Origin of the sequence: Mycobacterium sp. MAC_080597_8934 (assembly GCF_000523975.1) — a bacterium.
Taxonomy (GTDB): Bacteria; Actinomycetota; Actinomycetes; order Mycobacteriales; family Mycobacteriaceae; genus Mycobacterium; species Mycobacterium avium.
Genome location: NZ_JAOS01000056.1, coordinates 168795 through 191869, shown reverse-complemented (window position 1 = coordinate 191869; position 23075 = coordinate 168795). Strand labels below are relative to the sequence as shown.

Annotated in this window: 21 protein-coding genes and 1 pseudogene; 11 read left to right on the top strand and 11 right to left on the bottom strand. The window is 69.4% G+C overall.

Translation table 11 applies throughout. From position 1 onward, the window contains the following. Nucleotides 1-16: 16 nt before the first annotated feature. Together NF20_RS25090 and adh are read right to left on the bottom strand one after the other, a co-directional pair. Nucleotides 17-499 carry a DUF779 domain-containing protein gene (locus tag NF20_RS25090; RefSeq protein WP_009979335.1) on the bottom strand — a complete coding sequence of 161 codons (483 nt, stop codon included), beginning with the start codon at nucleotides 497-499 and terminating at the stop codon, nucleotides 17-19. After that, the gene (gene adh, locus NF20_RS25085) at nucleotides 500-2023 is read right to left on the bottom strand and encodes an aldehyde dehydrogenase (protein ID WP_009979336.1); all 1524 of its coding nucleotides are present in this window, start codon (nucleotides 2021-2023) and stop codon (nucleotides 500-502) included. A gap of 66 nt (nucleotides 2024-2089) precedes the next feature. On the opposite strand from adh, the gene NF20_RS25080 reads away from it, so the two are divergent. The 4 genes from NF20_RS25080 (at nucleotide 2090) to NF20_RS25065 (ending at nucleotide 5899) form a co-directional block, all read left to right on the top strand. After that, a complete protein-coding gene (locus NF20_RS25080; RefSeq protein WP_019731988.1) occupies nucleotides 2090-4129 on the top strand; it encodes a prolyl oligopeptidase family serine peptidase in 2040 nt (679 codons plus the stop codon). 10 nt (nucleotides 4130-4139) lie between these two features. Continuing rightward, a complete protein-coding gene (locus NF20_RS25075) occupies nucleotides 4140-4448 on the top strand; it encodes a hypothetical protein (RefSeq protein WP_011726194.1) in 309 nt (102 codons plus the stop codon). A gap of 9 nt (nucleotides 4449-4457) precedes the next feature. Next, on the top strand, nucleotides 4458-5369 hold the full coding sequence (locus NF20_RS25070; protein WP_011726195.1) for a crotonase/enoyl-CoA hydratase family protein: 912 nt from the start codon (nucleotides 4458-4460) through the stop codon (nucleotides 5367-5369). 77 nt (nucleotides 5370-5446) lie between these two features. After that, nucleotides 5447-5899: a DUF5078 domain-containing protein gene (locus tag NF20_RS25065; protein WP_003873761.1), complete on the top strand. Its 453-nt coding sequence runs from the start codon at nucleotides 5447-5449 to the stop codon at nucleotides 5897-5899. A 25-nt stretch (nucleotides 5900-5924) separates the two neighbouring features. Here NF20_RS25065 and NF20_RS25060 read toward each other — a convergent pair whose 3' ends face one another. The 3 genes from NF20_RS25060 to NF20_RS25050 are packed head-to-tail and all read right to left on the bottom strand — an operon-like array spanning nucleotide 5925 to nucleotide 10109. Continuing rightward, the gene (locus NF20_RS25060; RefSeq protein WP_011726196.1) at nucleotides 5925-8855 is read right to left on the bottom strand and encodes an RND family transporter; all 2931 of its coding nucleotides are present in this window, start codon (nucleotides 8853-8855) and stop codon (nucleotides 5925-5927) included. Continuing rightward, complete coding sequence (locus tag NF20_RS25055) at nucleotides 8852-9400, bottom strand: MmpS family transport accessory protein (RefSeq protein ID WP_003873763.1); 549 nt, start codon at nucleotides 9398-9400, stop codon at nucleotides 8852-8854. Before NF20_RS25055 ends, NF20_RS25060 begins: the two co-directional genes overlap by 4 nt. 22 nt (nucleotides 9401-9422) lie before the next feature. Then, on the bottom strand, nucleotides 9423-10109 hold the full coding sequence (locus tag NF20_RS25050; protein ID WP_010950176.1) for a TetR family transcriptional regulator: 687 nt from the start codon (nucleotides 10107-10109) through the stop codon (nucleotides 9423-9425). Nucleotides 10110-10188: 79 nt separating this feature from the next. Here NF20_RS25050 and NF20_RS25045 point away from each other — a divergent pair, with 79 nt between their 5' ends. Further along, the gene (locus NF20_RS25045) at nucleotides 10189-11919 is read left to right on the top strand and encodes a cytochrome c biogenesis protein DipZ (protein WP_033710568.1); all 1731 of its coding nucleotides are present in this window, start codon (nucleotides 10189-10191) and stop codon (nucleotides 11917-11919) included. On the opposite strand, the gene NF20_RS25040 is transcribed toward NF20_RS25045, so the two are convergent. From NF20_RS25040 to NF20_RS25030, 3 genes are read right to left on the bottom strand one after another with little or no spacing between them, the layout of a single operon-like run. Next, the gene (locus NF20_RS25040) at nucleotides 11906-12754 is read right to left on the bottom strand and encodes a hypothetical protein (protein ID WP_011726197.1); all 849 of its coding nucleotides are present in this window, start codon (nucleotides 12752-12754) and stop codon (nucleotides 11906-11908) included. The two genes, NF20_RS25045 and NF20_RS25040, sit on opposite strands and share 14 nt — an antisense overlap. A gap of 10 nt (nucleotides 12755-12764) precedes the next feature. After that, nucleotides 12765-13280, bottom strand: a complete 516-nt coding sequence (locus NF20_RS25035; RefSeq protein ID WP_019732343.1) for a mycothiol transferase — start codon at nucleotides 13278-13280, stop codon at nucleotides 12765-12767. 10 nt (nucleotides 13281-13290) lie between these two features. Next, nucleotides 13291-13656, bottom strand: a complete 366-nt coding sequence (locus NF20_RS25030; RefSeq protein ID WP_023872592.1) for a VOC family protein — start codon at nucleotides 13654-13656, stop codon at nucleotides 13291-13293. Between the two features lie 47 nt (nucleotides 13657-13703). Here NF20_RS25030 and NF20_RS25025 point away from each other — a divergent pair, with 47 nt between their 5' ends. From NF20_RS25025 to NF20_RS25015, 3 genes and pseudogenes are all read left to right on the top strand, one after another. Beyond that, a complete protein-coding gene (locus tag NF20_RS25025; protein ID WP_023872590.1) occupies nucleotides 13704-15434 on the top strand; it encodes an N-acyl-D-amino-acid deacylase family protein in 1731 nt (576 codons plus the stop codon). Nucleotides 15435-15471: 37 nt separating this feature from the next. Beyond that, a pseudogene (locus tag NF20_RS25020) lies at nucleotides 15472-16008 on the top strand (PPE family protein); the annotation flags it as partial. 135 nt (nucleotides 16009-16143) lie between these two features. Next, complete coding sequence (locus NF20_RS25015; RefSeq protein ID WP_003873771.1) at nucleotides 16144-16536, top strand: hypothetical protein; 393 nt, start codon at nucleotides 16144-16146, stop codon at nucleotides 16534-16536. A 268-nt stretch (nucleotides 16537-16804) separates the two neighbouring features. Here the strand turns inward: NF20_RS25015 and NF20_RS25010 are convergent, their stop codons facing one another. The 3 genes from NF20_RS25010 to NF20_RS25000 all read right to left on the bottom strand — a co-directional run bounded on the left by NF20_RS25010 (nucleotide 16805) and on the right by NF20_RS25000 (nucleotide 20355). Then, nucleotides 16805-17662, bottom strand: a complete 858-nt coding sequence (locus tag NF20_RS25010) for a DUF559 domain-containing protein (RefSeq protein ID WP_024637043.1) — start codon at nucleotides 17660-17662, stop codon at nucleotides 16805-16807. Between the two features lie 180 nt (nucleotides 17663-17842). After that, complete coding sequence (groL, locus tag NF20_RS25005; RefSeq protein WP_009979353.1) at nucleotides 17843-19468, bottom strand: chaperonin GroEL; 1626 nt, start codon at nucleotides 19466-19468, stop codon at nucleotides 17843-17845. 194 nt (nucleotides 19469-19662) lie between these two features. Next, nucleotides 19663-20355, bottom strand: coding sequence for a M24 family metallopeptidase (locus tag NF20_RS25000; protein ID WP_011726200.1), 693 nt, complete (start codon nucleotides 20353-20355; stop codon nucleotides 19663-19665). Between the two features lie 31 nt (nucleotides 20356-20386). Between NF20_RS25000 and NF20_RS24995 the strand changes: the two genes are divergently transcribed. Genes NF20_RS24995 through glp form a run of 3 tightly spaced genes read left to right on the top strand, consistent with a single transcriptional unit; the run spans nucleotide 20387 to nucleotide 23071 of the window. After that, complete coding sequence (locus NF20_RS24995) at nucleotides 20387-20881, top strand: cupin domain-containing protein (RefSeq protein WP_003873775.1); 495 nt, start codon at nucleotides 20387-20389, stop codon at nucleotides 20879-20881. Nucleotides 20882-20912: 31 nt separating this feature from the next. Next, nucleotides 20913-21851 carry an SDR family NAD(P)-dependent oxidoreductase gene (locus tag NF20_RS24990; protein WP_011726201.1) on the top strand — a complete coding sequence of 313 codons (939 nt, stop codon included), beginning with the start codon at nucleotides 20913-20915 and terminating at the stop codon, nucleotides 21849-21851. A 14-nt stretch (nucleotides 21852-21865) separates the two neighbouring features. Further along, the gene (gene glp, locus NF20_RS24985) at nucleotides 21866-23071 is read left to right on the top strand and encodes a gephyrin-like molybdotransferase Glp (RefSeq protein ID WP_031348238.1); all 1206 of its coding nucleotides are present in this window, start codon (nucleotides 21866-21868) and stop codon (nucleotides 23069-23071) included. The last annotated feature ends 4 nt before the right edge of the window (nucleotides 23072-23075 follow it).

Here is a 23075-nt window from a genome sequence, read left to right as displayed (position 1 = left end):
ACTGCGGTGACCGGCGTCAAGGGCAGGTCCTGCAGGCCGCGTCGGCCACCACCGCGCCGCGCGCCGCGGGCCGTTCACCGTGCTGGTAGTCCGCGCCGGTGATGATCGGCGCGGCGGCCACGGCCGCCTGTTCGGCCGCGCTGAAAACCCTGCCGCGGGACAGGAACCGGACGCCGTCGGGGGCCTCCAGGCTGAACCCGCCGCCGCGGCCCGGCACCACGTCGATGACCAGCTGGGTGTGCTTGTCGCGGTAGTGCGCCGCGTACTGCGGGCCCGAGATCCATACCGGCACCCCATCAGCGCCGACGTCGAGCACACCGAGCAGCACGTCGCGATCGCCGACCAGGAAGTCGCCCACCGGATAGCACATCGGCGACGACCCGTCGCAGCAGCCGCCGGACTGGTGGAACATCACCGGGCCGTGCTGCCGCTGCAGCCGGGCCAGCACCTCGGCGGCCGCGGCGGTGATGACGACTCCGGACGGGGGCCGCGGCTCCATCTAAAAGAAGCCCTGCGCCTTGTTGCTGTAGGACACCAGCATGTTCTTGGTCTGCTGGTAGTGGTCGAGCATCATCTTGTGGTTCTCCCGGCCGATGCCGGACTGCTTGTAGCCGCCGAACGCCGCGTGCGCCGGATAGGCGTGATAGCAGTTCACCCACACCCGGCCGGCCTGGATGTCGCGGCCGGCGCGATAGGCGGTGTTGCCGTCTCGGGACCACACGCCCGCGCCCAGCCCGTACAGGGTGTCGTTGGCGATGGAGATGGCGTCGTCGTAATCGGTGAACGACGTCACCGCCACCACCGGCCCGAAGATCTCCTCCTGGAAGATGCGCATCTTGTTGTTGCCGGCGAAGATGGTGGGCTGCATGTAGAAGCCGCCGGACAGGTCGCCGCCCAGTTCGGCGCGTTCCCCGCCGGTGATGATCGTGGCGCCTTCGTCCTTGCCGATTGCGATGTAGGACAACACCTTTTCCAGCTGATCGTTGGACGCCTGCGAGCCCAGCATGGTCTCGGAATCCAGCGGGTCGCCCTGGCGGACCGCCTTGGTGCGGATCGCGGCCAGCTCCAGGAACTCGTCGTAGATGTCGGCCTGGATCAGGCTGCGCGACGGGCAGGTGCACACCTCGCCCTGGTTGAGGGCGAACATGGTGAAGCCCTCGAGCGCCTTGTCCTGGTAGTCGTCGGCCTTGGCCATCACGTCGGAGAAGAAGATGTTGGGGCTCTTGCCGCCGAGCTCCAGGGTGACCGGGATCAGGTTCTGGCTGGCGTACTGCATGATCAGCCGCCCGGTGGTGGTCTCGCCGGTGAAGGCGATCTTGGCGATTCGGTTGCTCGACGCCAGCGGCTTGCCGGCCTCGGCGCCGAATCCGTTGACCACGTTGACGACTCCGGGCGGCAGCAGGTCGCCGATCAGCGACATCAGGTAGAGCACCGAAACCGGGGTCTGCTCCGCGGGTTTGAGCACGACGGCGTTGCCGGCCGCCAGCGCGGGCGCCAATTTCCAGGCACCCATCAGGATCGGGAAGTTCCACGGGATGATCTGCCCGACCACGCCGAGCGGCTCGTGGAAGTGGTAGGCCACGGTGTCGTCGTCGATCTGGCTCAGCGAGCCCTCCTGCGCGCGCAGCGCCCCGGCGAAGTACCGGAAATGGTCGGCCGCCAACGGGATGTCGGCGGCCAGCGCCTCGCGGATCGGCTTGCCGTTGTCCCACACCTCGGCCACCGCGAGGGATTCCAGGTTCTCCTCGATGCGGTCGGCGATCTTGTTCAGGATCGCGGCCCGCTCCGGCGGCGCGGTCTTGCCCCACGCCGGCGCCGCGGCGTGGGCGGCGTCGAGCGCCTTGTCGACGTCGGCCTCATCCGAGCGGGCCACCTCGCAGAACGTCTGGCCGGTGACCGGTGTCGGGTTCTCGAAGTAGCGCCCGCGCGCCGGTGCAACCCACTGCCCCCCGATGAAGTTGTCGTAGCGGGATTCGTACGACATCAACGCCCCGGCCGAACCCGGACGTGCGAAGACAGTCATCTGCTCTCACTCCTCGTTCACCTGTGTAATACACCTCACACTACCGCCGCGACCACAATGGCTGGCATGACGTCGCACGCCCGCACCGATGCCGCCGCCGAGCACGACCCCTACCTGTGGCTCGAGGACATCACCGGCGAGCAGGCGCTGGATTGGGTGCGCGCCCGCAACGAGCCGACGCTGGCCCGCTTCCGCGACGCCGAGTTCGAGCGGATGCGCGTCGAGGCGCTCGAGGTGCTCGACACCGACGCCCGCATCCCGTACGTGGTCCGCCGCGGCGAGCACCTCTACAACTTCTGGCGCGACGCTGACAACCCGCGCGGGCTGTGGCGGCGCACCACGCTGGACAGTTACCGCACCGACGCGCCCGAGTGGGAGGTGCTGATCGACGTCGACGAGCTGGGCCGCGCCGACGGCGAGAAATGGGTGTGGGCCGGCGCCGCCGTCATCCACCCCGAATACACCCGCGCGCTGATCAGCTTGTCCCGCGGCGGCTCGGACGCCTGCATCGTGCGTGAATTCGACATGCAGACAAAGCAATTCGTCGATGACGGGTTCGCGCTCGCCGAGGCCAAGTCGCAGCTCAGCTGGGAGGACCCCGACACCGTGCTGGTCGGCACGGACTTCGGCCCCGGCACCCTCACCGAGTCCGGCTATCCGCGGGTGGTCAAGCGGTGGCGCCGGGGCACGCCGCTGGACGAGGCGCAGACGGTGTTCGAGGGCGCCCGCTCCGACGTGAACGTGGTGGCCAGCGTCAGCCGCATCCCCGGCTTCGAGCGCACCCTGATCGGCCGGGCGCTGGACTTCTGGAACGAAGAGGTCTACGAGCTGCGGGGCGGCCAGCTCGTCCGCATCGACACCCCGACCGACGCCAGTGTGAGCCTGCACCGCCAGTGGCTGCTGGTCGAGTTGCGCAGCGACTGGACGCTGGGCACCCGCACCTACGCCGCGGGCTCGCTGCTGGCCGCCGACTACGAGGAATTCCTTTCCGGCGCACGGGATTTCCGCGTCGTCTTCGAACCCGACGAGCACACCGCGCTCAACCACTACGCGTGGACCGAAGACCGGCTGCTGATGGTGACCCTGGTCGACGTGGCCAGCCGCGTCGAGATCGTCAGGCCCGGTGACTGGCGGCGCGAGCAGCTGGCCGGGATCCCGGCCGCGACCAACACCGTCGTCGTCTCCGCGGACGACACCGGCGACGAATTCTTCCTGGACTCCAGCGGATTCGACTCACCGTCGCGGCTGATGCGGGGCACCGACGACGGGCGACTCGAGCAGCTCAAGACTGCCCCGGCCTTCTTCGATGCCGAAAACATCAGCGTGGCACAGTATTTCGTCGACTCCACCGACGGCACACCGATCCCCTACTTCGTGGTGCGGCCGACCGGCCCGGCGGCCGACCGGCCCGGGCCCACCCTGCTCTACGGCTACGGCGGCTTCGAGTCCTCGAACACCCCCGGCTACAGCGGGGTGCTGGGCCGGCTGTGGCTGGCCCGCGGCGGCACCTACGTGCTGGCCAACATCCGCGGCGGCGGCGAGTACGGCCCCGGCTGGCACACCCAGGCGATCCGCGAGGGCCGGCACAAGGTGCACGAGGACTTCGCCGCTGTGGCAACCGATTTGGTGGACCGCGGCATCACGACGGTCGCCCAACTCGGGGCCCAGGGCGGCAGCAACGGCGGACTGCTGATGGGCATCATGTTGACCAAGTATCCGGAGAAGTTCGGCGCGCTGGTGTGCAGCGTGCCGCTGCTGGACATGAAGCGCTACCACCTGCTGCTGGCCGGCGCCTCCTGGGTGGCCGAATACGGCGACCCGGACAACCCGGACGACTGGGCGTTCATCTCCGAATACTCGCCGTACCAGAATATTTCGGCGACGCGCCGGTACCCGCCGGTGCTGATCACCACCTCCACCCGCGACGACCGGGTGCACCCGGGGCATGCCCGCAAGATGGCGGCCGCGCTGGAGGCCGCCGGCCACCGGGTGTACTACTACGAGAACATCGAGGGCGGTCATGCCGGGGCGGCGGACAACGAGCAGGTGGCGTTCAAGTCGGCGCTGACCTATTCGTTCCTGTGGCAGACGCTCGGCCGGCCCTAAGATCGTCGACGTGTCGGCGCAACGGATCGAACTCACCCTGCTGGCGACCGGACTGATCTTCATCCTGGTTTCGGCGGCGCAGGCGCGCTACCGGTTCATCAACGACCGGCGGGCCGGCCGGCGCTTCTACTGGGCGACATCGGTGATCGGCATCGTCTGCTTCGCGTTCGGGACCGGCCGGCTGTGGCCCAACGGCGTCCTGGCGGTGGCGATCTTCGCGGCCGTGGTGGCCTTCTCGGCCTACCTCACCACCCCGTACCTGAAGATCAACGGCCGCATCTATGCGTCTTCGCCGGAAAACCGCGAGCCCGATCCCTAAGTTAGGGCCATGCCCTCCGACTTCGAAACGCTGCTGTACACCACGGCCGGTCCGGTCGCCACGATCACGCTGAACCGCCCGGACCAGCTCAACACCATCGTGCCGCCGATGCCCGACGAGATCGAGGCCGCCGTTGGGCGGGCCGAGCGCGACCCGGCCATCAAGGTCATCGTGCTGCGCGGAGCGGGCCGGGCCTTCTCCGGCGGCTACGACTTCGGCGGCGGTTTTCAGCACTGGGGCGAGGCCATGATGACCGACGGCCGCTGGGACCCGGGCAAGGATTTCGCGATGGTCAGCGCCCGCGAGACCGGCCCGACCCAGAAATTCATGGCCATCTGGCGGGCCTCCAAACCGGTGATCGCGCAGGTGCACGGCTGGTGTGTGGGCGGGGCCAGCGACTACGCGCTGTGCGCGGACCTGGTCATCGCCAGCGAGGACGCCGTGATCGGCACGCCCTACAGCAGGATGTGGGGGGCGTATCTGACCGGGATGTGGCTCTACCGGCTGAGCCTGGCCAAGGCGAAGTGGCATGCGCTGACGGGACGGCCGCTGACCGGCGTGCAGGCCGCCGAGATCGAGCTGATCAACGAGGCGGTGCCGTTCGAGCGGCTGGAGGCGCGGGTCGCCGAGGTCGCCGCCGAGCTGGCGCGCATCCCGCTGTCGCAGCTGCAGGCGCAGAAGCTGATCGTCAACCAGGCCTACGAGAACATGGGGCTGGCGTCCACCCAGACGCTGGGCGGCATCCTCGACGGGCTGATGCGCAACACCCCCGACGCGCTGGAGTTCATCAAGATCGCCGAGACGCGGGGGGTGCGGGCCGCCGTCGAGCGCCGCGACGGCCCGTTCGGCGACTACAGCCAGGCCCCGCCGGAGCTGCGGCCCGATCCGAGCCACGTCATCGTCCCTGATCGCGATGGATAGTGAGATGCACTAGCGATCACGCTGGCGGTGACCTGGGAACTGTTCGCGCCGGGCCGAGAAGTGCTACCGTAACGTCTATGTCTCGGCTGAGTAGAGGCCTGCGTGCAGGCGCCGCGTTCGTTGCCCTGGGTGTCACCGCTGCGATCTTCCCGTCGACCGCGGTGGCCGACTCGACGGAGGACTTCCCGATCCCCCGCCGGATGATCAACACCACGTGCGACGCCGAGCAGATCCTGGCGGCCACGCGGGACACCAGCCCGGTGTACTACCAGCGCTACATGATCGACTTCAACAACCACCCCAACGTCCAGCAGGCGACCATCGACAAGGCGCACTGGTTCTACGCGTTGTCGCCGCAGGACCGCCGGAACTACTCCGAGAACTTCTATGCGCCCCAGGCCGATCCGCTGTGGGAGGCCTGGCCCAACCACATGAAGATCTTCTGGAACAACAAGGGCGTGGTGGCCAAGGCCACCGACATCTGCAACCAGTACCCGCCCGGCGACATGTCGGTGTGGAACTGGTCGTAATCGCTTAGCCCGATTCCTTAGCCCCTCAGCGAGGCTGGACCACGCCGCCCGGCGGGTGCTCGTCGACGTCGGCGAGGATCAGCTCGCGCACGGCCCGACGCGGTCCGTAGGGCCGCAGCATGGTGCTGGCCGGGCGTGGACGCACGTGCTGCGGCCACCAGAACCAGCGCCCGAGCAGGGTGGCCAGTGACGGCGTCATGAACGACCGCACGATCAGGGTGTCAAACAGCAGGCCCAGCGCGATCGTCGTACCCACCTGGGCCATCACCAGCAGCGGGCTGAACATGAACGTGGCCATGGTGGCGGCGAACACCAGACCGGCGGAGGTCACCACCGAGCCCGAACCGGCCATCGCGCGGATCGTCCCGGTCTTGAGCCCGGCGTGGATCTCCTCCTTGAACCGCGAGATCAACAGCAGGTTGTAGTCCGAGCCGACCGCCAGCAGCAGGATGACCGCCATCGCCAGCACCATCCAGTGCAACTTCAGGCCCAGGAGGTACTGCCACAGCAGCACCGAGAGGCCGAACGAGGCGCCCAGCGACAGCAACACCGTACCGACGATCACGAAGGCCGCCACGACGCTGCGGGTGATCACCAGCATGATGATGAAAATCAGTGTGGCCGCGGCGATTCCGGCGATCAACAGGTCGATGTTGGAGCCGTCGTGCATGTCCTTGTACGTCGCGGCGGTGCCGCCGAGGTAGACCTTGGCGCCCTCCCAGGGGGTGCCCTTGATCGCCTCGTGCACGGCCTGCTTGATCGGTTCGATGTGCCTGATGCCCTCGGGACTGGCCGGGTCGCCTTCGTGGGAGATGATCAGCCGGACCGCGCGCCCGTCGGGCGAGATGAAATTTTTCAGGCCTCGCGCGAAGTCCGGGCTCTTGAACGCCTCCGGCGGAAGGTAGAACGTGTCGTCGTTCTTCGCCTTGTCGAAGGCATCGCCCTGGGCGGTGGCGTTGTCGGCCTGCGCTTTGGCCTGGTCGTTGAGGCCCTGGGTGATCGCGTAGTTCGACATGATGGTGTCGAGGTTGCGCTGCTGACTCTCGATCTGCGGCGGGATCAGCGCCACCAGCTTCGGCTGAATCCTGTCCAGCTTGTCCAGGTTCGCGCTGAGGTTCACGATGTTCTCGGCCACTTGGTCGATGCCGTCGAGCGCGTTGAAGACCGACCGCAGCGCCCAGCAGACCGGGATGTCGTAACAGTGCTTCTCCCAATAGAAGTAGCTGCGGATCGGCCGGAGGAAGTCGTCGAAGTTGGCGATGTCGTCGCGCAACCTCTCGGTGATCTGCACGGTTTCCTTGGTGAGCCTGGTGGTTTCGTGGGTGGTGTTGCTCAGGTCCTGGGTGACCTGCATCTGCTCATGCAGCGTCGCCATCGTCTTGCGCAGCTCGTCTGCCTGCTTGAGTAGATTGTTCGCCTGCTCCTCCTGGTAGTGCTGGGTCTGCAGCCGCCCCGCGGCCTGCGCACCCATCTGAAAACCCAGCGTGCTGTGGTCGAGCGGCGTGCCCAACGGCCGGGTGATGGTCTGCACCCGGCCGATCCCGGGGATGTGGAAGACCGCCTTGGCGACTTTGTCCAGGACGATGAAGTCGGCCGGGTTGCGCAGGTCGTGATCGGTCTCGATCATCAACAGCTCGGGATTGAGCCGAGCCTGGTCGAAATGCCGGTCCGCGGCGGCATAACCGACATTGGCCGGGGTGTCCGCCGGCAGGAAGTGGCGGTTGTCGTAGTCCGTCTTGTAACCGGGCAGGGCGAGCAGACCGACCAGTGCGACCGCGATCGTCACCGCCAGAACCGGCGCGGGCCAGCGGACGACCGCGGTGCCCATCCGGCGCCAGCCCCGGGTCTGCAGCGTGCGCTTCGGATCCATCAGCTTGAAGAACGAGGCGACCGTCAGCATCGCCGGAGCCAGCGTCAACGCCGCCAACACCGCGACCAGCATGCCGACCGCACACGGCACCCCCAGCGACTGGAAGTACGGCAGTCGGCAGAAGCTCAGGCAATACATCGCGCCGGCGATGGTCAGGCCGGATCCGAGCACCACATGCGCGGTGCTGTGGAACATGGTGTAGAACGCCTGCTCGCGGGTTTCGCCCAGCCCACGCGCCTCGTGATAGCGCCCGACCACGAAGATCGCGTAGTCCGTCCCGGCGGCGATCGCCATCAGCACCAGCATGTTGTTGGCGAAGGTCGACAGCCCCATCACGCCGTAGTTGCCGAGCGTCGCGACGACACCGCGGGCCGCCGCCAGCTCGATGAACACCATGCCCAGCATGACCGCGACGGTGATGATCGACCGGTAGACGACTAGCAGCATCACGATGATCACCACGAAGGTGATGAGGGTGACGACCGCGACGCCCTTCTCACCCGCGTGGGACTGGTCGGCGAACAGCGGACCCGCGCCGGTGACATACGCCTTGATTCCCGGCGGCGCGGGCACCGAGTCCACGATCTTGCGCACCGCCAGGGCAGACTCGTTCGCCAGGCCGCCGCCCATGTTGCCGGCGAGGTACACCTGGACGTAGGCGGCCTTCTGGTCGTGGCTCTGGGAACCCGCCGCCGTCAGCGGATCGCTCCAGAAATCCTGGACGTGCTGCACGTGTTTCTTGTCCTGCTCGACGCGCCTGACGATCTCGTCGTAATAGCGGTGCGCCTCGGCCCCGAGGGGCTTGTCGCCCTCCAGCAGGATCATGGCCGAGTTGTCGGAGTTGAACTCCTTGAACGTCGCTCCGACCTTCATCATCGACTGGAAGGAGGCCGCGTCGGTCGGGCTCATCGACACCGAGTGGGTTTTGGCGACCACCTCCAGCTGCGGGGCCACCGTGTTGGTGATGAACACGATGCCCAACCACACCAGGACGATCGGCAGGGCCAGCCGATGGATCATCCGCGGCAGGAACGGCGGGATCAGCGGCTGATCGACGCGCGGCGCAGCCTCGACCGGCTCGCTCATGCGGACTTGTCCAGGCAGTAGACGAACGCGTTCACGGTCTGGTTGGGATCCGAGCGATTCGGGGTCTTGATGACGTCACCGCTGCCGTCGTGCTTGTTCACCACGAACTGGCAGGCGATCCAGCTGCCGTCTCCTTGCGCCACCAGGTTTGCCGGGATGCCGGGTTTCGTTGAACTCAATACTTTGCTCCAGGGCAAGGGCACGTTGAGTGCCTGCTGCGGATGGGAGTTTTCGTCGAGATAGTTGATGGTTGCCGTGCTGCCCGGCGGGCCCCAGACCTGAAGCGTGATGGTCTTGGCGTTGAACTCGTCGAGCACCTCCCCCGAGGTGCCGCCGCCGAACGACCCGGGGTGCACACCGAAGATGCCGTGCAACCGGTAGACGACGAACCCCGACAGCGCGACGACGGCCGCGATCGTCAGCACCAGCCAGAAACGGCCCAGAAACCCCTTCTTCCTGGCGCGCTGCCGGGCGGTCTCGCCGCCCTCGCGGCCCGCGGAGTCCTGCTTGTTCAACGGCTCGGTCCTTGGCTCGGTCGTCGTCATGGGCGCGCCCCCCTTTCTGCGATCATGCCGATTGCGGGATGAGGCCGATGCACGTGGCGGTCAACAGCCGGGTCAGCGCGGAGGCGAAGTCCAGATTCCATTCCGGCGGAACGACTTCCGGCTCCTCTGCGTAGGCGTCGGTGAGCCGTTCCGGGGGGTTGGCCACCTGCCACAGCGTGGCCGCCAGCGAGTAGGCGGCCAGCAGGATGTCCAGCGACCCCGAGCGCCCGAGTTCGGGCAGCGCCCGCTGGATGGAGTCGGCGAGGGACAGCGTGGCGGCGGTGCTGATCCGCTTGACCTCGACCACGCGTTCGGCGTCCACCTCGTGTTCCAGGTGCAGGTGCAGGTTGGCCAGCAGGTCGCAGAACAGCGGATCGTCGGCCAGGGCGTCGGCCAGCGTCTCGGCGATCCGCGACGGCGTCGCGGCGCCGGGCTGGGCGAGCTTGTCCGACACCGTGTTCGACCACCGCACCCAGCCCTCGGCGGACAGGTGCAGCAGGACCTCCTTGTGCGAGGTGAAGTAGCGGCGCACCGCCGAGTAGTGGATCCCGGCGCGGCGGGCGACGGCGGTCAGCGTGACCGACGCGACGCCCGTCTCCAGCGCCAGCGAACGGGCCGCCTCCACGAGGGCCTCCGCACGTTGGCGCTTCTTCTCCTCGGTGCGGGCGCGCTGGAATGTTAGTTGCGCCACCGGCCGAGCGTAACGCACATTATGTGATTTGTATAACGCACGTGGCGTGATTTGTCGTTGGCCACTGAGCCCCGCCGCGACGCGTCAAGCTGGACGGGTGCAGACCATCGCCCTGATCGGGTTCCTCGGCGGCCTGATCACCGGGATCTCGCCGTGCATCCTGCCGGTGCTGCCGGTGATACTGCTGTCCGGCATGGACGGCGACCGGCGCGGCGTGGGCTCCGCGGCGCGGCCCTACCTGGTGATCGCGGGCCTGGTGTGCAGCTTCAGCGTGGCCACCCTGATCGGCTCGGCGCTGCTGACGGCGCTGCACCTGCCCCAGGATGCGATCCGGTGGACCGCCCTGGTGGTGCTGACCGTCATCGGGCTCGGACTGATCTTCCCGCCGCTGCAGCAACTGATCGAGCGACCGTTCGCCTACCTGCCGCAGCGCGAAAGTCGGCCCGGCGCAGACGGTTTCGGCCTGGGCCTGACGTTGGGCGCGCTGTACGTGCCGTGCGCCGGACCGGTGCTTGCCGCGATCGTGGTGGCCGGCGGCACCTCCTCGATCGGCCCCGGCGCGCTGGTGTTGACCGCGACGTTCGCCGCCGGAAACGCGCTGCCGCTGCTGGCCTTCGCGCTGGCCGGCCGGCGCGTCGCCCAGCGGGTCGCGGCGTTCCGCCGCCGGCAGCGGGCGATCCAGGTCGCCGGCGGGATCGCGATGATCGTGCTGGCCGTCGCGCTGGTGTTCAACCTGCCCGCGATGCTGCAGCGCGCCGTCCCCGACTACACCACCGCGATGCAGAATCGGTTGGGCGCCAACGACATTCAGCGCAGCCTGAGCCCCGCCGGGGCGCCGCCGACCCAGGGCGGCGCGCTGCAGCTGAGCCCGGGCGACGTCGCCGCCGGCGGGGCGCTGTCCGACTGCTCCGACGGGTCGGCGGAGCTGCAGCGGTGCGGGCCGGCGCCCGCGCTCACCGGGATCACCGGCTGGCTCAACACCCCGGACGGCAAACCGCTCGACCCGGCGGCGGTGCGCGGCAAGGTGATCCTGATCGACTTCTGGGCCTACTCGTGCATCAACTGCCAGCGCGCCATCCCGCACGTAATCGATTGGTACGACCGGTATCACGACAGCGGATTCCTGGTCATCGGGGTGCACACCCCGGAATACGCCTTCGAACGGGTCCCGGGCAACGTGGCCAGCGGCGCGGCCGACCTGCACATCGGCTATCCGATCGCCCTGGACAACGACTACGCGACGTGGAACAACTACCGGAACCTGTACTGGCCGGCCGAGTACCTGATCGACGCGACCGGGCAGGTGCGGCACACCAAGTTCGGCGAAGGCGACTACGACGGCACCGAACGGCTGATCCGCGAACTGCTCACCGCCGCCCATCCCGGCGCGCGGCTACCCGCCCCGGCGAACACCGCCGACACCACGCCGCAGTCCAGGCTCACCCCGGAGACCTACCTGGGCGTGGGCAAGGCCGGAAACTACGGCGGCACCGGCGATTACCGGTCGGGCACCGCGACGCTGAGCTATCCGGCCACCCTGGGCGAGGACAGGTTCGCGCTGCGCGGGCGCTGGACGCTGGACGACCAGGGCGCCACCGCGGCCGGCGACGACTGCGCGGTCCGGCTGAACTACACCGCCAAAGACGTCTACGCCGTCGTCGGCGGCACCGGCACCCTGACCGTGACCCGGGACGGAACGACCACCACGACGCCGATCGGCGGGGCGCCCACCCTGCACCGGATCGTCGCCGACGACTCCGCGCACCGCGACCAGCTGGACATGCGCGTCAGCCCAGGGCTGCAGGTCTTCTCGTTCACCTTCGGCTAGCCGCACCGGCCAGGCCGCCCAGCACCGCCACCAGCACGCCCAGCCCCGCCAGCGCCGCCCCGGCCAGCAGCGTGGCGTTGAGCCATTGGTGCACACCGGATTCGGCGTGCGCGACCATCACCTCGGCGATGCGGCGGACGTTGCCGGTGGTGTGGTTGAGCGCGTCGTTGACGTAGCGGCCGGCCGCCTCCAGGCCGGCCCATCCGGCCGCGCCGACCAGCAGCGCCGCGACGCCCAGGCTGCTGAGCGCCTTGCCGCGGCGCCGGGCGGCGGCCAGCGTCAGCAGCGCGCCCACCCCGCACAGCGCCGCCGACCCCAGGCTCAGCCACGGCCCCCAGCGCGTCAGCCCGCTGAGCCGGCCCTGCCGAGGCACCGAAACGGTAAGCGGCACAGTCAGTTTCGCCGGGACCGCGACGTTGTGCCGGCGCAGCAGCGGCCGGATCGAGGGGTCGTCGAGCATCGGGGCCACATCGACCGCCCACTGGTCGCCGCCCGCGCCGGACCCGTCGAACAGCCAGGCGTGCGCGGCGCGGTTGGCCTGGGCGAACAACGGCGGAAACGCCGGCCCCGCGGTGAACGCGGCAGCGGCGTCGTGCACCTGCGTACCGTCCACCGGGTAGCGGCCGCCGCCGTGCTCGGCGATCAAAGCCATTGCCCGCGTGGTGAGTTCGGCTGCCATGGCGGATTGCAGGGCCGGGTCGGCGGCGGCCCGGCGGGCCAGCGCGGCATAGCCGTCGGCGTCGACGACGTGCAGCTGCACCCATCCCGCCGGCACCGCCACCGCCAGGGCCAGCGTGGCGATCAGCCACCCCAGCACGACGCCCGCGAATCGCACGGCCGCGAATCTACTGAATTCCCCGCACGTATGCGGCCTGCCCGAGGTGCTGGGCGCAGTCGTCGATGATGCTCACCAGCCGCGCGCTGGCCGTCACCGGCGGGTCCCAGTTGGTGTCCACGACGCGGCGCAGCTCCCCGGCGGTCACCCCGGCGATGTATTCGCAGGTGAGCTCGTGCACCGCGTGGTAGTAGCCGGACAGCAGGTCGGCGGGCGCCCGCACCTTGGCGACGTCCTCGGGTGATTGCCCGTAGCCGGTGTCGTTGCGCGGCAGGTCCAGCCCGAACCGGTCCACCCAGCCGTCGCGGGTCCACACCTGCTCCACCCCGGCGATGTCGGCCAGCTGGATGTCCTGCACCCGGGCGCTGTGCCAGATCAGCCAGGCGATGCTGTTGGCGTCGGGGGTCGGGCGGTAGCCCGACACCTTGTCGGTCAGTCCGTCGGTGAGTTCGTCGACGTGTTCGATCAGCCGGGTGAACGCGTCGCGCAGCAGCTCTCGGGTAACGGCGTCGCTGTCAGCTCGCATAAGGCCGACCCTACGCGCCGTGCCAGACCGCCTCGACGTTGTTGCCGTCGGGGTCGCGCACGAACGCACCGAAATAGCCGGGGTGGTATTCGGGCCACAGCCGCGGCGGGTGCAGCACCTCGGCGCCCAGCTCGACGGCCGCCCGGTGGAAGGCACGCACCGCGTCCTCGTCGGCGGCCTCGAAGGCCAGGTGCACCTCCCGGTTGGGGCCCGCGAGCGCGTCCGAGATCCAAAACGTCGGTTTGCCCGCGCGGCCGTAGCCGATGGCTGGCCCCACATCCAGCTGCCGGGAGAAACCCAGGGTGCCCAGCACGGCGTCGTAAAACCGCTGAGATTCCGCGTAGTTGGCGCAGTTGATTCCCACGTGATCGATCACGGAACAGATCCTGGCACGACCGGCGGGAACGGTCGTAGATTGTTTGAATGACGTACGACCTCATCATCCGTAATGGCAGCATCGTCGACGGGCTGGGGGGTGAGCCGTACGTCGGCGACGTGGCGGTGCGCGACGGCGTGATCGCGGCGGTCGGTGCGGTGAACGGGGCCACCGCGAACCGCGAGATCGACGCCACCGGGCGGCTGGTCACGCCGGGCTTCGTGGACCTGCACACCCACTACGACGGCCAGGCCGTCTGGTCGGAGCGGCTGACCCCGTCCTCGGCGCACGGGGTGACCACGGTGGTGATGGGCAACTGCGGCGTCGGCTTCGCCCCGTGCCGCCAGTCCGACCACGACGTGCTGGTCGACGTGATGGCCGGTGTCGAGGACATCCCCGGCGTCGTGATGACCGACGGCCTGCCGTGGACGTGGGAGACGTTCCCCGAATACCTGGACACCCTCGAGGCCGGCAAGCGTGACATCGACGTGGCCGCCTATCTGCCGCATTCGCCGCTGCGGGTGTACGTGATGGGTCAGCGCGGCGCCGACCGGGAGCCGGCCACCGCGGAGGACCTGGCGAAGATGCGGGCGCTGGCCAAGGAGGCGGTCGAGGTGGGCGCACTGGGTTTCGCCTCGTCGCGGCTGACCATCCACAAGACCGAAAGTGGTTCTCCCATCCCGAGTTACGACGCCGCCCGGGAGGAAATCGAGCAGATCGCCCGGGGTGTGGTGGACGGCGGCGGCGGCCTGCTGCAGTTCGTTCCCGACATCCCGGCCGCCGGCTACCAGCCGGTGCTGCAGACGGTGTTCGACGTCGCCGAGGACGTCGGCCTGCCGCTCACCTTCACCCTCGTCGTCGCCAACTCCGGTGACCCGACGTGGCCGGACGCCATCACGATGATCGAGAAGGCCAACGCGGCGGGCGGCGACATCACCGCGCAGCTGTTGCCGCGCCCGATCGGGTTGATCATCGGATTGCAGTTGAGCGCAAACCCATTCGTGCTCTACCCCAGCTACCGCGAGATCGCGCACCTGCCGCTGGCCGAGCGGGTCGCACAGATGCGCAAGCCCGAGGTGCGGGCCCGCATCCTGGCCGACAAGCCCGGCGAGGGCCACCCGATCCTGTACGTGGCCCAGATGTGGGACTGGATCTACCCGCTCGGCGACAACCCCGATTACGAGCCCGACCCGTCGACGTCCATCGCGGCCCGGGCCCGCGCCCGCGGCGTGGATCCGATGGAGGAGGCCTACGACCGGCTGCTCGACGACGACGGCCGGGCCATGCTGCTGGTGGCGACCAGCAACCTGCAGGGCAACTCGCTGGACACCGTCGGGGAGCTGCTGCACCGCGACGATGTGGTGCTGGGTCTGGGCGACGGCGGCGCGCACTACGGGATGATCTGCGACGCCAGCTACTCGACCTACTTCCTGACGCACTGGGCGCGCGACCGAAAGTCGGGGCGGTTCAGCGTGGCCGACGCGGTGCGCCGGCTCACCTCGGTGCCCGCGCGGGTGGCAGGGCTGGGCGACCGCGGCCGCATCGCGGTGGGCTACAAGGCCGACCTCAACGTCATCGACCACGCCGCGCTGCGGCTGCACAAGCCGGTGATCAGTCACGACCTGCCGGCGGGCGGGCGGCGCCTGGATCAGACCGCCGACGGCTACGTCGCCACCATCGTGTCCGGGGAGATCATCGCCGAGAACGGGGTGCCCACCGCCGCGCGTCCGGGCAAGTTGGTGCGCGGCCGCCGGCCCGGCCCGGCACCCTTGCGATAACGCCCCAAAAGTGGCATATACCAGCTAAGTTGGGTCCGTGACGAACCCGCATTTTGCGTGGTTGCCGCCAGAAGTCAACTCGGCACTAATTTATTCCGGTCCTGGTCCCGGGCCGCTGCTTGCTGCCGCGGCGGCGTGGGACGGCCTGGCCGAGGAGCTGGCGTCGTCGGCACAGTCGTTTTCTTCGGTCACGTCGGATCTGGCCAGCGGGTCGTGGCAGGGCGCGTCGTCGGCGGCCATGATGACCGTCGCCAACCAATACGTGAGCTGGCTGTCCGCGGCCGCCGCGCAGGCCGAGGAGGTGTCGCACCAGGCCTCGGCCATCGCGACGGCGTTCGAGGTGGCCCTGGCGGCCACCGTGCAGCCCGCCGTGGTGGCCGCCAACCGGGCGTTGGTGCAGGCGCTGGCCGCCACCAACTGGCTGGGCCAGAACACACCGGCGATCGCCGACATCGAGGCCGCCTACGAGCAGATGTGGGCCTCGGACGTGGCGGCGATGTTCGGCTACCACGCCGACGCCTCGGCGGCCGTGGCGAAGTTGCCGCCGTGGAATGAGGTGTTGCAGAACCTCGGGTTCTCCAATGCCAGCACCGCCGTCACCCGCCCGGCCGGCTCGGGCGCCGTGGCCCGCGGCTACACCTCGCGCATCGCGGGGTTTCTCGCGCCGCGCGCGCCGCAGTGACGCCGCGCGCGCCTATCGTGGAACATCATGCGCAGCAAGAAGAAGGTCGATCTGCAGGCGCTGGCCGACGCGCTGGCCGACTACCCGTATGCCTACCTGATCACGGTCGACGACGACTACCGCGCGCACACCGTGACGGTCGAACCGGTGCTGCGTGAGTCGATCCTGGACGTCGGGTTGATCGGTGGCCGCACTCAGCAGAACCTGGCCCGGCGCCGCGACGTCACCCTGCTGTGGCCGCCGACCGAGCCGGGCGGCTACTCGCTGATCGTCGACGGCACGGCGCAGGTGAGCGAGGCCGGCGACGCGGTTCGGCTGGCGGTGGCGCCCACCCGCGCGCTGTTGCACCGCGACGCCGACTCGGCCGACGCCGCCAAGGGCTGTCTGCATGACTGCGTGGTGTTCTCGCTGCCGGCCTAGACGGTATGGGGGTCTGGGGCCTCACTCACATGTGAACGTGGGTTGATCAGCGCAAAAAACGCTCCGTGGTTGCCAACGCCTCGATCGCGCGTGAGCTGGCCGGATAGTGCTGGTCGCTGGCTGTGCTCGACGATTGAACACCCCACAAATGTCTGGATGAGTCAGCAGGTGTCGGCAAGCGTCTTGGAGTGACCCGCGTCGCCGCTATGAGCAATCACGTTGCACCACAACGGGATAACGCTCACCCTACGGGCGCCGAGCGTGGGCCTTACGCACGGGAACTCGCTCGCGGTCGACCGTAGGCCCCACGCTCGGCGAGCTTGGCCGTGACGCGCTCGACGATCACCTGCGGCCGCGACAACATCGCCGCGCTGACTCTGATCACGGCCCAGCCGGCCGCCTCGAGCAACGCGATTCGCTCGATGTCCCAGGCCCGCTGAGAGGGATCGTCCCAGTGCTGGATCCCGTCGTACTCGACGGCGACCTTCCACTCCCGCCACCCCATGTCCACCCGAACGCGCAGCTCTCGCAGCTCGATCTGCGTCTGCGGCTTCGGCAGTCCGGCCCGCACCAGCAGCACCCGCAACCTGGTCTCCTGCGGAGACTCCGCACCGCCGTCGGCCAGCTCCAGCGAGGCGCGCAGCCGCCGAATGCCGCGGGCGCCCCGGTGCCGGTCGGCCACAGCGACGACGTCGGCGGGCTTGATACCCGTCGCGTTGAGTAACGCGTCGAGGATCGGCAGCGCCTTGGCGGCGGGCAGGCCGCAACCGATGTCGAACGCCGTCCGGGCGGCGGTCGTCACCCGCATTCCGGACACGGTGTCCGCCTCGTCATCGGCCAGCGTGTAGCTGCGCACGAGGATGCCGCGCTGACCGTGCCGATCCGCGCGCACGATTTCGGCGGGCGCGGCCGCATCGAGCCACTTGGTGCCATGGATCGCCGCGGCGGACAAACCGGCCAGTGTCGCACCGGTCGACAGCCACGCCGCGCGCGCCTTGCCGGCCGGCGTCAGCTCGGCGTCTTTCGCGATGTAGACGTCGCGGAACACCTTGCGATACCGCGTTCGCAGTTGACTGCGGGTCACCGCGCCGCGGTGCAGGGCGTCGCTGCCCAGAAACGGGGACATGCCGGCATATTCGCCGCCGCACACGCGCGGCGGGTGCGCCGAGCGTGGGGGCTGTGCACGAATTCCGGGGTGTGGACGAACGTAGCCCCCACGCTCGGCGCGGTAAACCAGGCCCGACGCGGGCACGAAAAAGCCCGGCCCACTCGAGATTTCGAGGGACCGGGCTTTTCCGTAACGGACTCAGAAGTCCATGCCGCCCATGCCGCCGGTCGGGTCGCCCGCGGGAGCGGCCGCCTTCTCCGGCTTGTCGGCGACGACCGCCTCGGTGGTTAGGAACAGCCCCGCGATGGACGCCGCGTTCTGCAGCGCCGAGCGGGTCACCTTCACCGGGTCGGCAACGCCGGCCTTGAGCAGGTCCTCGTACTCACCGGTGGCGGCGTTGAGGCCGGTACCGGCGGGCGAGTTGCGGACCTTCTCGGCCACCACGCCGGGCTCCAGGCCACCGTTGAAGGCGATCTGCTTCAGCGGAGCCTCGAGGGCCACCCGGACGATGTTGGCGCCGGTCGCCTCGTCGCCCTCGAGCTTCAGCTCGTCGAGCGCCGGGATCGCGTGCAGCAGGGCCACGCCACCGCCGGCGACGATGCCCTCTTCCACGGCCGCCTTGGCGTTGCGGACCGCGTCCTCGATGCGGTGCTTGCGCTCCTTGAGCTCGACCTCGGTCGCGGCGCCGGCCTTGATGACCGCCACGCCGCCGGCCAGCTTGGCCAGCCGCTCCTGCAGCTTCTCGCGGTCGTAGTCGGAGTCGCTGTTCTCGATCTCGGTGCGGATCTGGGCCACCCGGCCGGCGATGGCGTCGGAGTCACCGGCGCCCTCGACGATGGTGGTCTCGTCCTTGGTGACGACGACCTTGCGGGCCTTACCGAGCAGCGAGATGTCGGCGCTCTCCAGCGACAGGCCGACCTCTTCGCTGATGACCTGGCCGCCGGTGAGGATGGCCATGTCCTGCAGCATCGCCTTGCGGCGGTCGCCGAAGCCGGGCGCCTTGACGGCCACCGACTTGAAGGTGCCGCGGATCTTGTTGACGACCAGGGTGGACAGGGCCTCGCCCTCGACGTCCTCGGCGATGATCAGCAGCGGCTTGCCGGCCTGGATGACCTTCTCCAGCAGCGGCAGCAGGTCCTTGACGGTCGAGACCTTGGAGCTGACCAGCAGGATGAACGGGTCCTCGAGGACGGCTTCCTGACGCTCGGCGTCGGTGACGAAGTAGCCCGAGATGTAACCCTTGTCGAACCGCATACCCTCGGTGAGCTCGAGCTGCAGGCCGAAGGTGTTGGACTCCTCGACGGTGATGACGCCCTCGTTGCCGACCTTGTCCATCGCCTCGGCGATCAGGTCGCCGATCGACTGGTCGCCCGCGGAGATGGCCGCGGTGGCAGCGATCTGGTCCTTGGTCTCGACCTCCTTGGCCGACTTGAGCAGGGTCTCGGTGACCTTCTCGACGGCCTTCTCGATGCCGCGCTTGAGACCCAGCGGGTTGGCGCCGGCCGCGACGTTGCGCAGGCCCTCGCGGACCAACGCCTGGGCGAGCACCGTGGCCGTCGTCGTGCCGTCACCGGCGACGTCGTCGGTCTTCTTGGCGACTTCCTTGACCAGCTCGGCGCCGATCTTCTCGTACGGGTCCTCCAGCTCGATCTCCTTGGCGATGGACACACCATCGTTGGTGATCGTGGGGGCACCCCACTTCTTCTCCAGGACGACGTTGCGACCCTTGGGGCCCAACGTGACCTTTACCGCGTCGGCGAGGGCGTTGAGCCCCCGCTCGAGGCCGCGACGGGCCTCTTCGTCGTACGCAATTGTCTTGGCCATTGCGAAGTGATTCCTCCGGATTGGGGATGACACGTCCTGGCCGGGTGCAGTGCCCGCGACGGACGACCAGGCTGCTGCCGTCGGGCGACGACAGAGCCGAGCCTCACCGTCCCGACCTAGCACTCACTGGTCGCGAGTGCCAAGTCATTCTTAGCACTCGCCCATGCCGAGTGCAAGAACAGGTCGGGGCGCAACTAGGGCAGGTCGAGCAGCTGCTCGTAGAAGCCGCCGAAACCGCGCCGGCGGTCCACCAGATGGATCTCCAGGATCCAGTGGCAGGTGCGGCCGCGGGGATCGGTGCGGCGCATCGGCTTGTCCGATCCGGGCATGATGTACCACTCGATGCCCGGCCCGGCGATCTTCTTGTGCGCGAACTCTCCGATCAGATGCCCGGCGATGTGGCTGCCCCACTCGAAACCCTCGGCCCGCGCCACCGCGACGACGGCGTCGAACAGCTCGGCCCCGGTGACGTCGGGGTGGCCGGCGAAGTGGTCCCGCCCGGCCTGCCACACCCGCGGCAGCGCATCGCGAACGGCCTTCTTGTGCGGGTCGTCGCCGAGCAGGAAGGTACGCCCGAAGTCGGCCTCCCACTCCTCGAAGACCGGCCCCAGGTCGAGGAAGACGATGTCGTCGGCGGCGATCGTGCGGTCCGGCGGGCGTTCCTGGAACGGCTGCAGGGTGTTGGGGCCGGCCCGCACGATCCGCCGGTGCCAGTGCTGGCGCACCCCGAACATCGCCCCGGCCAGGTCGTGGATCTCGTCCGAGAGCTGCCGTTCGGCCACTCCCGGGCGGATCATGCCGCGCCGCTCGATCTCGTCGAACAGCTGCGCCGCCTTGTCCTGGGCGTCCAGCAGCCGTCGCACCCGCACGTCCTCGGAGGCCTCCACCTTGGCGATGCTAACTGGCAGGCTGGACCTCATGTCCCTCGTCGTGCCGCCCTATCCGCCCGCCCGCTACACGAAAGACCAGCCGGAGACCAGCGCCTGGCTCAAGCGGGCCGACGAACCGCCCGACTACCAGACCGCCGGCGTCAAGTACCACTACCTGGCCAACCAGCACGACACCGCCGGCGACTACGGGTTGTACCGGGTCGACATCGCCCCGGCCGGCGGCGGGCCCGGGCCGCATTTCCACCGCGCCATGTCCGAGGCGTTCTTCGTGCTCTCCGGCACGATGAAGCTCTACGACGGCACCGAGTGGACCGACGGGCACCAGGGCGACTTCCTTTACGTCCCGCCCGGCGGGGTGCACGGCTTCCGCAACGAGGCCGACGACCCCGCGTCGATCCTGATGTTGTTCGCGCCCGGCGCGCCGCGCGAGGCCTACTTCGAAGGCTTCGCCGCGCTGGCCGACATGACCGACGAGGAACGCCGGGAATGGTTCGCCCGGCACGACAACTTCTGGGTTCAATAGCGCGTCCCGGTCGGTGAGTATGTTGTGGGCCATGGCTCCCCACGACAAACGGCACCGCGACTGGTCGGAGGCCGACGTCGGTGATCAGAGCGGCCGCGTCGTCGTCATCACCGGCGCCAACACCGGCATCGGCTACGAGACGGCCGCCGTGCTGGCCCACCGCGGCGCCCACGTCGTGCTCGCGGTCCGCGACCTGGAGAAGGGCAACGCGGCGCTGTCGCGGATCGTGGCCGCCAGCCCGAACGCCGACGTCACGCTGCAGCAGCTGGACCTGGCCTCGCTGGCCTCGGTGCGTTCTGCCGCCGAGGCGCTGCGCGCGGCCTACCCGCGCATCGACCTGCTGATCAACAACGCCGGCGTGATGTGGACGCCCAAGCAGGTCACCGAGGACGGTTTCGAATTGCAGTTCGGCACCAACCATCTGGGGCACTTCGCGCTGACCGGGTTGCTGCTCGATCACCTGCTGGGAGTGCGGGATTCGCGGGTGGTGACGGTCAGCAGCCTCGGCCACCGGCTGCGCGCGGCCATCCACTTCGACGACCTGCACTGGGAGCGCCGCTACGACCGGGTCGCCGCCTACGGCCAGTCCAAGCTGGCCAACCTGCTGTTCACCTACGAGCTGCAGCGCCGGCTGGCGGCCGCCCCGGACGCGAAGACCATCGCGGTCGCCGCGCACCCCGGCGGCTCCAACACCGAGCTGGCCCGCCACCTGCCCGGCATCTTCCGGCCGGTGCAGGCGGTGCTGGGGCCGGTGCTGTTCCAGAGCCCGGCGATGGGCGCGCTGCCGACGCTGCGGGCCGCCACCGATCCGGCCGTGCAGGGCGCGCAGTACTACGGTCCGGACGGCTTCCTCGAGCAGCGCGGGCGCCCGAAGCTGGTCGAGTCCAGCGCCCAGTCGCACGACGAGCAGTTGCAGCGCCGGCTGTGGGCCGTGTCCGAAGAACTCACCGGCGTCCACTTCCCGGTCTGACGTCCATGGCCGCGATGCGCTCCGTCGCCGAACACCAGCGGGTGGTGGCCGGGCTGATCCGCGCCCGGCCGCCGGTCGCGGTGCCGCTGGCGCAGGCCCAGGGCCTGGTGCTGGCCGAGGACGTGGTGGCGGGGCTGGCGCTGCCGGTGTTCGACAACTCCGCGATGGACGGCTACGCGGTGCGCGCCGAGGACATCGCGGGCGCCACCCCCGAGCGGCCGGTCGTGCTGCCGGTCGCCGAGGACATTCCGGCCGGGCGCACCGACGAGCTGACGCTGCAGCCGGGCACCGCGCACCGGATCATGACGGGCGCGCCGGTGCCGGCCGGGGCGACGGCCGTCGTGCCGGTGGAGGACACCGACGGCGGCGTGGACGTGGTGTCGATCCGGGCGCCGCGCGAACCCGGCAAGCACATCCGCCGCGCCGGCGAGGACGTCTCCCCCGGCACCACCGTGTTGCGCCGCGGGCAGGTGGTGACGCCGGCGGTGCTCGGGCTGGCCGCGGCGCTGGGCATCGCCGAGCTGTCGGTGATCCCGCGGCAGCGGGTGCTGGTCATCTCGACGGGATCGGAGCTGGTGGCCCCGGGCGCCGCGCTGCGGCCGGGGCAGATCTACGAGTCCAACTCGATCATGCTGGCCGGGGCCGTGCGCGACGCCGGCGCGGAGCTGGTGGCCGTCACGACCGCCGAGGACGAGGTGGCACAGTTCAGTTCGATCATCGACCGGTATGCGGCCGGCACCGACCTGATCATCACCAGCGGCGGCGTCAGCGCCGGCGCCTACGAGGTGGTCAAGGACGCCTTCGGGCGCGAGGGTGATCAGGGCGTGGAGTTCGTCAAGGTGGCCATGCAGCCGGGCATGCCGCAGGGCGTGGGACGGGTGGCCGGGGCGACCATCGTCACGCTGCCCGGCAATCCGGTCAGCGCGCTGGTGTCCTTCGAGGTGTTCATCCGCCCGGCGCTGCGCGCCGCGATGGGCCTGCCCGATCCCGAACGCCCGCACCGGTCGGCGGTGCTCGCCGAGTCGCTCACCTCGCCGCGCGGCAAACGCCAATTCCGCCGCGCGGTGCTCGACGACGACGCCGGCACCGTCGTCAGCTACGGCCCGCCGGCCTCGCATCACCTGCGCTGGCTGGCGTCGGCGAACGGGCTGCTGGACATCCCCGAAGACGTCGTCGAGGTGCCCGAGGGGACCACCCTCGAGGTGTGGGATCTGCGCTAGCCCG